12 protein-coding genes are annotated in these 12,048 nt (G+C 48.2%); 6 read left to right on the top strand and 6 right to left on the bottom strand.

Annotation, left to right across the window (positions count from 1 at the left end):
- The first annotated feature begins 30 nt into the window (after positions 1-30).
- The 5 genes from ACZ5ZS_RS02040 (at position 31) to ACZ5ZS_RS02060 (ending at position 5,207) form a co-directional block, all read left to right on the top strand.
- Complete coding sequence (locus ACZ5ZS_RS02040) at positions 31-750, top strand: RAD55 family ATPase (protein WP_188596227.1); 720 nt, start codon at positions 31-33, stop codon at positions 748-750.
- Positions 751-865: 115 nt separating this feature from the next.
- On the top strand, positions 866-1,951 hold the full coding sequence (gene thrC / locus ACZ5ZS_RS02045; RefSeq protein WP_188596228.1) for a threonine synthase: 1,086 nt from the start codon (positions 866-868) through the stop codon (positions 1,949-1,951).
- Between the two features lie 154 nt (positions 1,952-2,105).
- The gene (locus tag ACZ5ZS_RS02050; protein ID WP_229657676.1) at positions 2,106-3,797 is read left to right on the top strand and encodes a hypothetical protein; all 1,692 of its coding nucleotides are present in this window, start codon (positions 2,106-2,108) and stop codon (positions 3,795-3,797) included.
- A gap of 198 nt (positions 3,798-3,995) precedes the next feature.
- Complete coding sequence (locus tag ACZ5ZS_RS02055) at positions 3,996-4,742, top strand: hypothetical protein (protein WP_188596230.1); 747 nt, start codon at positions 3,996-3,998, stop codon at positions 4,740-4,742.
- 174 nt (positions 4,743-4,916) lie between these two features.
- The gene (locus ACZ5ZS_RS02060) at positions 4,917-5,207 is read left to right on the top strand and encodes a hypothetical protein (RefSeq protein WP_188596231.1); all 291 of its coding nucleotides are present in this window, start codon (positions 4,917-4,919) and stop codon (positions 5,205-5,207) included.
- Positions 5,208-5,227: 20 nt separating this feature from the next.
- Here ACZ5ZS_RS02060 and ACZ5ZS_RS02065 read toward each other — a convergent pair whose 3' ends face one another.
- The 5 genes from ACZ5ZS_RS02065 to ACZ5ZS_RS02085 form a co-directional block, all read right to left on the bottom strand.
- The gene (locus ACZ5ZS_RS02065; RefSeq protein WP_188596481.1) at positions 5,228-5,980 is read right to left on the bottom strand and encodes an ATP/GTP-binding protein; all 753 of its coding nucleotides are present in this window, start codon (positions 5,978-5,980) and stop codon (positions 5,228-5,230) included.
- Positions 5,974-6,279, bottom strand: a complete 306-nt coding sequence (locus ACZ5ZS_RS02070; RefSeq protein ID WP_188596232.1) for a signal recognition particle subunit SRP19/SEC65 family protein — start codon at positions 6,277-6,279, stop codon at positions 5,974-5,976. Before ACZ5ZS_RS02070 ends, ACZ5ZS_RS02065 begins: the two co-directional genes overlap by 7 nt.
- 8 nt (positions 6,280-6,287) lie before the next feature.
- Positions 6,288-6,683, bottom strand: coding sequence for a 30S ribosomal protein S8e (locus tag ACZ5ZS_RS02075; RefSeq protein WP_188596233.1), 396 nt, complete (start codon positions 6,681-6,683; stop codon positions 6,288-6,290).
- A 98-nt stretch (positions 6,684-6,781) separates the two neighbouring features.
- On the bottom strand, positions 6,782-9,208 hold the full coding sequence (locus ACZ5ZS_RS02080; protein WP_188596234.1) for an AAA family ATPase: 2,427 nt from the start codon (positions 9,206-9,208) through the stop codon (positions 6,782-6,784).
- Entirely contained in the window at positions 9,192-10,424 is a 1,233-nt protein-coding gene (locus ACZ5ZS_RS02085; protein ID WP_188596235.1) for a metallophosphoesterase family protein, read from the bottom strand. Before ACZ5ZS_RS02085 ends, ACZ5ZS_RS02080 begins: the two co-directional genes overlap by 17 nt.
- A 155-nt stretch (positions 10,425-10,579) precedes the next feature.
- Here ACZ5ZS_RS02085 and ACZ5ZS_RS02090 point away from each other — a divergent pair, with 155 nt between their 5' ends.
- Positions 10,580-11,047: a flavin reductase family protein gene (locus ACZ5ZS_RS02090; RefSeq protein ID WP_188596236.1), complete on the top strand. Its 468-nt coding sequence runs from the start codon at positions 10,580-10,582 to the stop codon at positions 11,045-11,047.
- A 44-nt stretch (positions 11,048-11,091) separates the two neighbouring features.
- On the opposite strand, the gene ACZ5ZS_RS02095 is transcribed toward ACZ5ZS_RS02090, so the two are convergent.
- Positions 11,092-11,889, bottom strand: a complete 798-nt coding sequence (locus ACZ5ZS_RS02095; protein WP_188596237.1) for an MBL fold metallo-hydrolase — start codon at positions 11,887-11,889, stop codon at positions 11,092-11,094.
- Positions 11,890-12,048 lie beyond the last annotated feature (159 nt).

Genomic DNA, 12,048 nt, shown 5'->3' on the forward strand with positions numbered 1-12,048 from the left:
TTATTACCGGCGATGTGGATTTGTGCAGACATGGTGGACAGGATTAAATTGCCATTCATGGAATCCATCCTTCCAGAGGGAATACCTCTTTCGTATGTTATATTGATAAGGGGTGGCTTGGGCATGGGAAAGACGTTCTTCAATCAATTGATCGCGGCCAACATGAGTAAAAACGCCCGGGTTCTCTATGTATGCTTCGATGATGATCCGGCCTCGGTGATGGACTCCGTGGTTAGGCTGGGAGGCAATGAGGAGAATTTATTGATGATCAACGGCTTCTCTTCCCAGGTTCAATCTAAAGGAGTGACGGATGTGATCTCGGAATACAACATAGACTCGCTTAACTCATCGATTCTCAACGTGGCGAGGAAGTTTAATATTAAATTGATAATAATCGATTCAATAAATGATTACTTGATTAACATGGATCCGAGAGATATGATAAAGTTCATAAAAGGCATGAAAGCCCTTTCACGAGAGAAGGGCCTTCTATCGATAATAACGGCCCACACCACGACGGATGATATAACTAACTTGCTAGATACAATAGAATACACCTTTGATGGAGTTATGGAAGTGGATGTCGATTCCACGCTGCAGCAAATAGGTCTATCAATACGTAGGTTCAGAGTGAAAAGAATGAAAGGCGTTCCCAGCTCCATTAATTGGGTTCATTACGATATAATAAACGACGAAATAACTATTGTTGATGTGAGCAAGTTAATGACATTGCTGCGGGGGGAGAAGTAAATTTATCAATAATATATCCTTGATTATTGTCAATTATTCAAATATGTATTTTAATCCCAGCAAATCGTAATCGCATGGATAGTCGGGAAACAACGGTCTATTCTCCGGATATGTGATGAAATGTCCCCGCTGCGGGGCCGAGGTCACTCCATCCCCCACCGCCTTCAAGTGTCCCCGCTGCGGCGAGCTTCTCGATGCGATGCTGGAATCTCCCGTCCTCAATCCAAGCGGTAGGGGCGTGTGGCGGTACTCCTCCCTGCTGCCCAGGCCCAGGAATAAGATAACGCTCGGGGAGGGATGCACCCCCCTCATACGTATGGGAAGGGATTTGCTGCTTAAATTCGAGGGCGCCAATCCAACTGGGTCATTTAAGGATAGGGGCATGACTGTCGGGGTGAGCATTGCTAAGGAGGCCGGTGCCAGCTCTTTGGTGGTCGCATCGACTGGGAATACCGCGGCATCCGCCGCAGCCTATGGCGCGGCCGCCGGCCTGGAGGTTAAGGTAGCTTTGCCGGATGGCCATGTAGCGATGGGGAAATTGGCCCAAGCAATAATTCACGGAGCTACGATACTTAAGGTGAGGGGTGGTTTCGATGAGGCTTTAAATTATGTGTTGGCGAGGGAGGTAGGACGCAGCTACCCGCTTAACTCTTTTAATCCGTGGAGGTTGGAGGGCCAAAAGACTATTGCGTTAGAGGTGATCGAGGAAGCCAAGGTGGATAACATCATAGTTCCCGTCGGCAATGCGGGCAATATATATGCCATATGGAAGGGATATGTGGAAGCCATGGAGGCGGGCTTGACGGATAGCATTCCACGATTGATAGGAGTGCAGGCAGAGGGAGCCAGTCCAATAGCGTCGGCCTGGATAATGGGGAGGGAGGAACCGATTCCGGTTATACCGGAAACAGTGGCCTCAGCGATACGGATCGGGAAACCAGTTAATTGGTTCCGTGCCTGGAGGGCGGTTAAGGCCGCTGGCGGCGAGTTCATAACGGTGAGCGATGAGGAAATAATCAACGCGCAAAAGGCACTGGCAAAAATGGGCATATTCGTGGAGCTGGCAAGTGCGTCCACGTATGCGGCATATCTGAGGCTGGCGAGCGATTTAAGCGGCTCAACAGTTCTAATAGCGACGGGGCATGGCCTAAAGGATCCTGATGCGGCGGCCAAATATGAGATGCATATAATCGAGGTGTGATCCAGAGTTAACGACTCATAACTTGATAACGGACGGCAAACCTTGCTCCTCAAGGCAGCGAAGATAGTCAAAATTAAAAACTTTTCTATCCAGTTCACTTTCGCTGAACAGCTGGGATAAAAAAAGTCCCGCGAGTGGTAATTAGGTGATGAGTATGGGTTCCGGATCCAAGTTTTTGATTGTTATCTCCATTATTGTGATTGTCGGCATCGCACTTGCGGTGCTCCTGCCGAGGCTCCCCGCCAGTGGGGCAGTGAGCGACTCCGGTAATGCAGTGATTAATGAATACATGGTCGTGAATCAAAGCATTACCAGGCCGCCGGCCATCAACGTTCCAGTATATGTTGTTGGTCCATCAACGCTTGCCCAGGGGCTGGCAAGCATTGGCATTAATCAATCGCTTATCAAACCAATAAGCATAGACCAACTCCCCGAGCTGCCAAGCAATAGCGTCGTCATCATTGATTGGTCCTTGATTAGGCCCGGCATCATCAATGATCCTGGCGGCGAAGCGACCATTAACCTAGCGAGCCCAGTAATTCATGGGTTGACCGGCGCCATCATTAGGGGCGATATTGTCGGCATCTACGCGAATGGAAGCGATGAGAGGATTGTGGAACTCATTCTATCCTACTCATGGGCCGTAGCCACCAATAACACGTTGAGGGCTTATTCGAGCATTGCACATCCATATACGCAGAACAAGGACTACCTGCTGGCATACCCAATAATACCAGTGAACATGAGCGAGCCTGTGATAATAATCGTGAGCCCCATCAAACCAGTAGGACTGGTCATAGGGCCAGTACACCCAAAACAATTACCAACAGTCATAACGAATATGATGGGACCAACTGCAAGTCCGAAGGTAGTTGATGGTGTCGTTGATACTGTGGATCCATGCTACTATGAATACGAGCAACTTGGAAGTTACTCAAGTCCAAAACCCGGCATATACACGAATGGTAATGGTACATTTGTATGGGCGACGCCAATGTTGATAAATGCCGTTTCATCTAGTGGTATAGTAGCCTATACTGATGGTAATGGGACGTATTATTGGGATACATGCTTAGCGATGGATAATATTGCCTATGCTGTGAATCCTCGTGAAAGTAATTGGTATTGGTTGCCTGCTGAGGTCCTTGGTTACGAGGATTACTATGAGAGTTCGACAATGTATAACAATAATGGTTATGTTGACTCTCAACTAGGGGCAATTGATTACTACCACGGCTACCAACTATTCAATGAGGGCGTAACCAATGACCTAATCGGCGATCCAGGTGATGGACTCTTCGGCATTAGCTCGTGGAATCCGCCATCAACGAGCAGCGTAACTAGCTATACGGTATCCGTCGGTGTTAGTTTAGGGATTCCAACGGTCAGCGTTGGCATATCACTGCCCACCGGTACTAGTGAATCCATTAGCGGTTCAGAAAGCCCACCAGCAGCCACGGGCATACCTGGCGAACCCACTGTGCAGGTACCTAATATTACATGGATATTCAGCATAGGCTATGGCGCTAATGATAAAGGATTCCCAAACTCCTTTGAGGATATAGCGCCGGCCAACGTGTTTATGCCTATTTTATCGTCGCAGAGCGCTGCGGCATTTAATGTTGATTTTGAGAATAATGTCCTTACGGCTCAGATTCCATGTGCCTTTGACGTTTTTCAAACCATTTGGGTTGATACCACTTGGGACGTCGTGGTGGTTCCTCAATCGAGCAGCACGGTGAGCCTTTCGCAATCCAACCTACTCCTAAACAACGTGAACGCACCGCCCAACACCTACATCACGGGAATCACATCATACATTACACCTAATTTCTGCCCTCCATAAGTCCCGATGCCGACCACGACGGCTCGGATAGCCCTAAAGGGGAGTAATGCCCAAGACTTCAGCGGAACTATCGTCCTTTAAGGCAGGGAAAGAGGAGGGGGTCAGGCATATTTTGATCGTTGATCGTCATTCTTCGGCAATTCACGAAGATGGAAAAAGGCAGTTATAGATATATATCTTGGGGAGTAGATTAAATCGATGGCATTGAGGATCCATGATGACTTCAAGGTTAAAAGCAATGCCTGGATGTATAGAACTGAGAATTCCGCCTCCATAGAGCTGGATGGGGAGGGGCTGAGGATGTGCGTTGGTCCCTCCGAGGCTCTGTATTACTCAGACGCGGAGATCTCTGACGGCGGCTTCGAGGGCTTGAGGTGGCGGGGCGGTAATGCCGAGTTCAAGGTTAAATTTCAATTCGACCACTTCGGGAGCGCTGGGTTTGGCTTTTGGAATTATAGCATGGTTACCGATCTCTCAATGCCCATCTGGTTCATATATCTGAACTCAAGGGGCAAGTACCCCTTACGGGGATTCTTCGCCCAGGCTGGAAGAAATTTCTGCCCCTTGATTCTCAAGGAACCCGGCCTCGGCACATCAATTCTATCTATCATCTCAAGGCTCTTCCCAGATTGGGTTGGGGTGAAGGTACTGAGCTCAAGGCCAGCGCTGGAGGGCTTCGATGTGGCATCCCATCATCTGTATAAAATAGAGTGGAAGGAAGGTCTAGCCAGGTTCTACGTTGATGGCTTAGAGGTCTGCAGCGTTAGGGATGGGTTCCTGGAGGGCAAGAAGGCAAGACTTGACGTCTGGATAGATAACTCGGTCTTCATGCCCCTCAAGAATGATCCTGGAAAGGTTTACAGACATGCAACGCAGGAGCTCAGGGAACGACATTGCCTCTATCTTAAAAGCATCGACGCAGAAGGCCCCGATCCAGGGCAGTGAGGTTCATGTCCTCAATGGCTTGGGGCGGCTTCATGAAATGGCGAACTAACCGATTATGCTGTGGGATAGAACATGTAAAGGAGAAAATAAGTGGGAAATGTCCTTGGACCTCCCGAGAATTAGCGGATTTCTTGCATGGAGAAGCATTTATTAAGCCGGAAACATTCAATGCCTGTGTCAGATCAATCTACGTCCAGGATAATAGAGATAACGCATTTCAGCAAGGATAAGAAACCCAACAAGTTAACAATCGACTCACAGCCCCCAAGCCTCAACGAGAACGGGTTCCCTGAGGAGGGCGGGTACTTCCTGAGGATCGGGGACGCGGTTTTCCACCTCAGCGAGGCGGAGGCGGCCCACCTAGCCCTAACAATACTGGAGGTGCATAGGCAGCACTCGCTTCAATTCATGAAGATAGCGGAGCAGAGGAAGCGAAGGGAGCGCGGGGAGGGAGAGGATAAGTGAGCGCTCAATGCTGCGATTTCTCACTGGGGCTTCTCGCCGCCGGTCAGGGCTTGCTCCAGCACGGCGTGAAGTCTATCCAAGCCGCTCCTATTGAGCGAACTAACCGGAATCGGGGTTGAGGTGGATCCCATCGCCTCTATTATTTGTATTATCCTGAGATTGAGTTCCGCCTCCAGCCCCTCTGCTTGAAGGCTTATCTCCAATTGCTGTGGTTCCTCCACCCACGATATTATTTCATCTATTAGATCAGGTGATAATAGGTCGGATTTATTCAATACATTGTATTGATTCCTTTGAAACCTGTACTGCGTGGAGAGCGATAATAGTAAATTGGAGACCAATCCGGACGGCGATCTAGCTTGGTTCGAATCTATTGTGAACAGCACCAAGGATCTCTCTCCCGCCAGCTTGTTAACAACCATGGATCCGGAGCCCCTGAACGCGAACAGCTCCATCTGTCCCGGCGTGTCTATTATCAAGTACTCAGGCTCAAACGCGTTTACCTGCTCCCGTATCTCCTCCACCTTGGTAACCATCAAATCCATTGCGGCCAACATGGAAGCATTGGGCCCCAGTTTGTATTTTCTCATCAATTGCCTAGCCGATATTTGATCGCGTATGTCGATGTCGGGCGTATACGGTAGATACTCCGCCGCTGGATCCAGGTTAAGGGTGGCCACTTCATTGCCTTGATCCTCCAAGTACTGGGAAAGCGATGCAGTTAAGGTGCTCTTCCCGCTTCCCGCCGTCCCTACTATGAATACTGTTAGGATCTGGCCTCCGCCTCCCTGCTTGTCTTTATTATCCTCGCAATCTCAATTAGAATTCGTCTCCGCTTTACATCTTCGCTCTTCACGGCAGACACGTAACCATTGACGGATTCGTCAAACCATAGAGATGGGTATCTCTTTTCAGGATGAGTCTCAGGCTCCAGGCCCAGCCTTCTCATGGCATTGGCTATCTCCTCCAGCGATGGATCCTTGATGGCTAGGTTTTTGGGAACCGCCCTGCCCCGCCTCCTGGGGATTGCAGCGAGGTTGACCCTCCAGACTATTAAGCGGTTCCTCCTCATTAAGCCCCTCACTTCAATAATACAGCGTTCAAAACCCCGTCCTGTCCAGGCCTGGAGGTCACCACTGCCCTGCCTGCCTCCGTCTCTATTATGGCCCCTCTAACTATTATTCCCCTCTTCAAGAAGTCCTTGTTGGCCGGCGTATCGACTAGTTTAACTATCTTTGACTTGACGGTCTTTCCAGTTGCTGCATCAACTACGTTAGCATATTGCGTCCTCAACAGCCTTATCTTTATGACTCCTCCATAGGACCTATCCCTCTTCACCGCATTCTCCCCTATTCTAGTATTTGTTGCCGGTCCTCCGCCCAAGTGCTTGGGTTTCACCTTATACGTCCTAGCCCTATAGCCGCCGCTGATCTTCTTGTTATCGTTTCCCTGGAAATAGCTAAGTAACTTTGCCATATTAATTCATTCATGAAATGCGTCTTTAAATAGATTGCGTGAAGCCCATGGCCTTCCCCTAAATTCCTCAGGGTCGTGTTGTGCGTTGAAAAATGGAATTAGGCATTTACCACGGTAGTATCTCCTGATGGATTGATTGCCTCGATTCTTATAACATTATCCGCGCTGTTTTCAAACGAATCTATGTGGGATGTTATCAATATCACATCTATGTTGGATGAAATGTCCCTCAACCATGATGCTACTTTGGCTCTATGCTCGGAGTCCAGATGCTCCGTGGGCTCGTCCATCATCATTAAAGGTATGTGCCCCAATATCACCTTTGCCATAGCATACCTGAATATCAATGCCACTAAGTTCTTCTCTCCCATGGATAATGCATCGAATGGGATCTCCTTTCCATCGCTTCTTCTCACGTAAACATCGTAGTCTCCATCCATTCTAATATCCACGTAGGACTCCTTATGCCTCAACGACGTGAATGACTCCCTTAATTCCTCGTTCATGAAATCTATGAATGTCTTCCTGATCAGCGGTTTCGCGCTTTCTATCGAGTTGTTAATCATGTTCAATAAATACAGGGATCCCTTAAGCTTGCTTAATTCATTGTTTGCATTGTTTAGTCTTTTCTTCAACTCATCCACCTCCGCGACAGCCTTTTCTTCGGCATCCATCAATAGCGTCAGTTTACCCCTCGCCTCGCTCCTTCTCATGTTTGCATTGTTTAGTCTCTCCTTAATCTTCTCTGCCTTAGTCCTTTGACTTGCGAGTTCATTTAATTTAGCCTTTAATTCGTCAAGTGAGGCAAGGATTGTCCTCTTCTTTACCTCATCATCCTCTAACCTGGATCTAATATCTTCCTCCTTGTTAGTACCATACTTGCTTAATTCGCTCGCTAAGTACCTATATTCCTCGCTCAATCTATCGTATTCATCTACGCTGGCCCCAAGTCTATTCATCTCATCCTTGACATATAGATATTCTTGTACACCGGGACTCAATTCGTTGATGCGGTTCTCAATGGCCCTTAGCTCCTCGCCTAGGCGTTGTGATTCCTCGCTTAATCGTTTGATCCGCCTCTCTCCGTTCTCGATTACTCCCCTCTTCTCGGATACCTCACGCGATATTTCTCTTAGCTCTTCCTCATTTCTCTTCGCCCTCGTCTCCGCCTCTCTCCGTGCAGTCATATTTTCTTTCAGTTTACTTCTCAATTCATCAGCTTTTTCGCTAATTCTCCTCATCAAGTCATCCGCCTCCCCAATCGTCAACGGCTTGCCGCAGACTGGGCATGTTTGTCCCCCCTTTGTTCTGAGCAATTCTATTTCCATCTCAATGTGTTTCAACTCAGCATTTATTCTAGCCCCCTCCTCCTCAAGCTCCCTCAGCTTATTATTGGCCTTCTCCGCCTCATAATCAGCCTCCAATTCCTTTTCCTCCAGTTCATTTATTGACTTTCTAAGCTCAGCAATCTCCTTTTCCTCCCTACTCAGTTCCTCTTTGATTCTCTCTAGCTCCCGTCTCTTGGCGTCCCTATCCCTCTTGAGTACCTCAGCTTCTTCGAACGTTGCCCTTAACGACTCCTCCCTCCTCCTCAGCGATTCGTATGCTTCCTTCTCCCTTCTCAGCTCATCCAATCTTCTCGAAATCTCCTCCAAGCGACTCCGTTTTGCCCTCAACTCCGCGCCGCTTTGCTCGGCCTCCCTTAGCTTTATCCGTAAAGCCTTGATTTCCTCCTCAACTTGATCCAGTTGCGCCTCTAAGGTGTGGGCTTTTCGTTCATATTCCTCTAGGTTGGCTATTTCCTTCTCCGCCTCATTGAGCTCACTCTCTAGGTTGGCTATTTCCTTCTCTATGGTATCCAATTCGTGGTTGATGCTCTCCTTCTGTTTCCCTATATCCTCCAGTCTCTTATACATGGATGTCAGTTGCCTGTTCATCTCCTTGGCCTCACCTGTAATTGAATCAATGCGGCGCTCCACGTCACGACTTACATCCTTTATCACAGTATCTTGGAGTTTATTCAACGCGTCTATCTTTATCACGGCGTCTAATCTATTCTTGCCTGCCTTATTCGCTTCCAATACATCGCGGACTTCGCCTTGCCTTATATATAGCAATCTAGCGAATAGATCGACATCCACGCCTAGGATGCGCCCCATCAAGGCCGTTACCTCCTTATCCCTTGCAGCCACCTTATGAGAACCTTTATCGTCTATCAGGTTAACGTATGTCTGATGGGTATCCGACTTGCTCTGAGATATCACTCGCTGCACCATGTATTTTCCATCCTCGCCCTCTATGATAAGGCTTATCCTAGCGACCCCCCTTCCCAGCTTAACGAAGTTTTGTATTTTGACGCCGCTCTTGCGAGCCCACTCGCTTCCGTATAATGCGAATGCAATCGCATCGAGGAAGGTGCTTTTTCCCGCCCCATTCAATCCATGAATGAAATTAATGCCCTTGGTTAGCACTGCCCTACCCGTCAAGATGCTCCTGAAATTGCTCAGCTCAACTTCTCGTATCATGCGCGTCCCCCAGCCCCTCGTCCAATCCCACCCGCCTCCTGATCAATTTGATGGCTTCATCTATCTTGTCCTCCTCCACCAAGGCCAGTGCCTCCATAACTGCATTAACTAAATCCTCCTTCCCGGTCGCATCGGTCAAACCACTCAACAGTGCGCTCCTTATGATTTCGTTAATACCGTATCGTTGTAATCCTCTTTCCGCTTTTACCGCCCTTCTATGCAAATCCATACGTACATCTATTTTCAACGCGCCGCTTTGCTCATTTCTTAACTCCTTCAGCGAATAATCCCTCAGCCTAGCCCCATCATGCATGACTCCCACCAATTCCACCTCCACGTATGCATCCCGCACCCCTATCTTATGAATGGCCTCCTCCACTTGCTTCCTAACTTCTCCGGGCTCATCTCCGCTTATCCCCACAATTAATCTAATCATTCTGCGAGTACCCCTGATCTCCACGCCCTCGGTCTTGACATCTCCATCTACCTCCAATAGAAGGAATCCCTTCTTATCCTGGCCCTTCTTGAACCTCAACTCAGTGCCGGCCAATTCATACGTCTCGAACTCGCTTGAGTCCCAGATCTCCAGCGATCCGGCGTAGACGGCCTTCAGCTTTGGGTGCCTCAATCCATGTTCATGTATATGGCCCAAGGCATAGTATGGCTCGCGCGGTAATTCCTCGTTTATGGCAAAGTAATCCAGATCCGGCATAGGATATTTATATGGAGTGCCCTTAACGTATTGGTGTAACATAACCACCGTTCGTTCTCCCTTGTACATTTCCTTTATCTTCTCAATAACCTCTCCTCCTCGATCCCCTGGCCTGCATCCAATGCCCACCACCCTTATATCGCCCAGATCCACGTATTCATCATCCAATAACCTAAGCATGCCCGTGTTGCTGAGCACCCTCAATGGATTATCGACCGGATTCAAGGGAGATGCGTCGTGGTTTCCCCGTATTGCAAAAACCTCTATATGGCTATCCCTCAGCTTGGCGAATCCCTCTATTGCAGCCATGTACATGGAGGGAGTGGGCCTGGGACTATCGAATACATCGCCTGTTACGAGGACGGCCTCCAAGCCTTTTTCCTCCCTTAACTTCACTAAGTCATCTACTACTTGCATGAATGCCTTTTCATAATCCTTAGCTCGCGCCTCCAATCCATACTGCCTTCTCCCCAAGTGTATGTCTGACACATGCGCGAGCAACACAACGCGTGTTCTGACTTCCCTTTGATAAACATTCCCATGATTTTCCATGCGTGGCTTTCGGAAAAACTTTCGGAACATTCATAATAGATAATATATGCCTGCCATAATGCTCACTAAACGAAAGAAATTAATAAATAGATAATGAATTGACTAACATGATGGAGATGAGCGTTCAAAACTCATTGAAGGAATTCATGAGGATGTATCCCCAGGGAGTAACCATAGTTACCACCAGGCATGAAGGCAAGCCCCTCGGGGTGACCGTTAGTGCATTCACGTCAGTATCAATGGAACCTCCGCTGATAATGGTGGCTATATTCAAATCATCGTCGATATCGCAGCCCATAATTAAGAGCGGTACATTTACTGTGAATCTATTATCCGAGGGAGAATCCAGGACATCGCAGGACTTCGCCTCAAGATCGGAGAAACCGGCATCAATATTCGAGGAAGGCAAATATCCATATATAGTTGAATCAGCGGCATCCCTGGGTTGCAAGGTATGGAACATCGTAGATGCGGGAGATCATTGGCTATTCCTAGGCCTTGTTGAGGAGGTTAGGATAAAGAGGCATGATAAGCCACTAGTATATTTCAATAAGGAATACACTACAGTGTGTTGATGAGGTAAACGGAAGCTAAAATTATGGATAACTGGGATCACTGATCATAGTTTATATACCACTCCCCGTTCCGTGGTCCTAACTTCTTTGGCCACTTGGACTAAAATGGATTTTATTGGAATCGAATTTAGATATATATTGGCTGGTTCCTTATTATTGGACAATAAATAGGCCACCTCCTCTGCCGTGGCTTCTCGGTCCTTTATTAAATCCTTGACCTTATTCACCAACTCATTATCGAAGCGTATGTTGAATTCCACCAACTCCCTTGCTTTCTTGGAATCCAGGTGAACAGGACCATGGGATACCACTACCTTCTCCACTCCCCCGACCACTTCCCGCAGCTTCTCTAAGGAATCCATTGCAGCCCAGAAATCGGTGTAGAATGGGACCCCAAACCCCTCCAACACGCGTTGACCGAAGAAAGAGTCGCCAGCGTAGAGCACCGAATCCACTAGATATGCAGTGTGCCCCGGCGTGTGGCCCGGCAATTTTATCTTCTCCACCTCGATGTCGGAGAAGTCGGGGTCTATGTTTTGTCTCACCAAGTCAAACGTGAAGAAAGGTGAGTCGCGGGAACTGAATCCATACGTCATGGCTCTTCTTCCAATCATGTTAAGGGTCCAGTAATCCTCGGGCGGCAAGTATTTCCGCTTGGCATTGCTCAGAAGCCCTGCTATGTGATCGCTGTGACCATGGGTTGCCAGCTGAACCTCTCCGCTCACTTGGAGGGAGGCATTGCGCCCACCCAAGTCTATTACAATACGGTCATCATATATAAGCGTATTAGGGCTTCCGGGCACCACCTCTACTTTCTTGGTCAGCCTCACGGGCTTGCTCATTTAATGGATAGTAAGCCATAGCATAAAAGCGTTCTGCGTAATTACCTCCAGCTCGACGATGCTCCTTCAAGATCCATTATGAAAGGTACCTAAAGCCCCATCCGTTAGGGCGGAGATAGTTTCACAGACTATGAGCTGCCCGCAGCTGACGGGATCTGA

The organism is Thermocladium modestius, assembly GCF_055398215.1.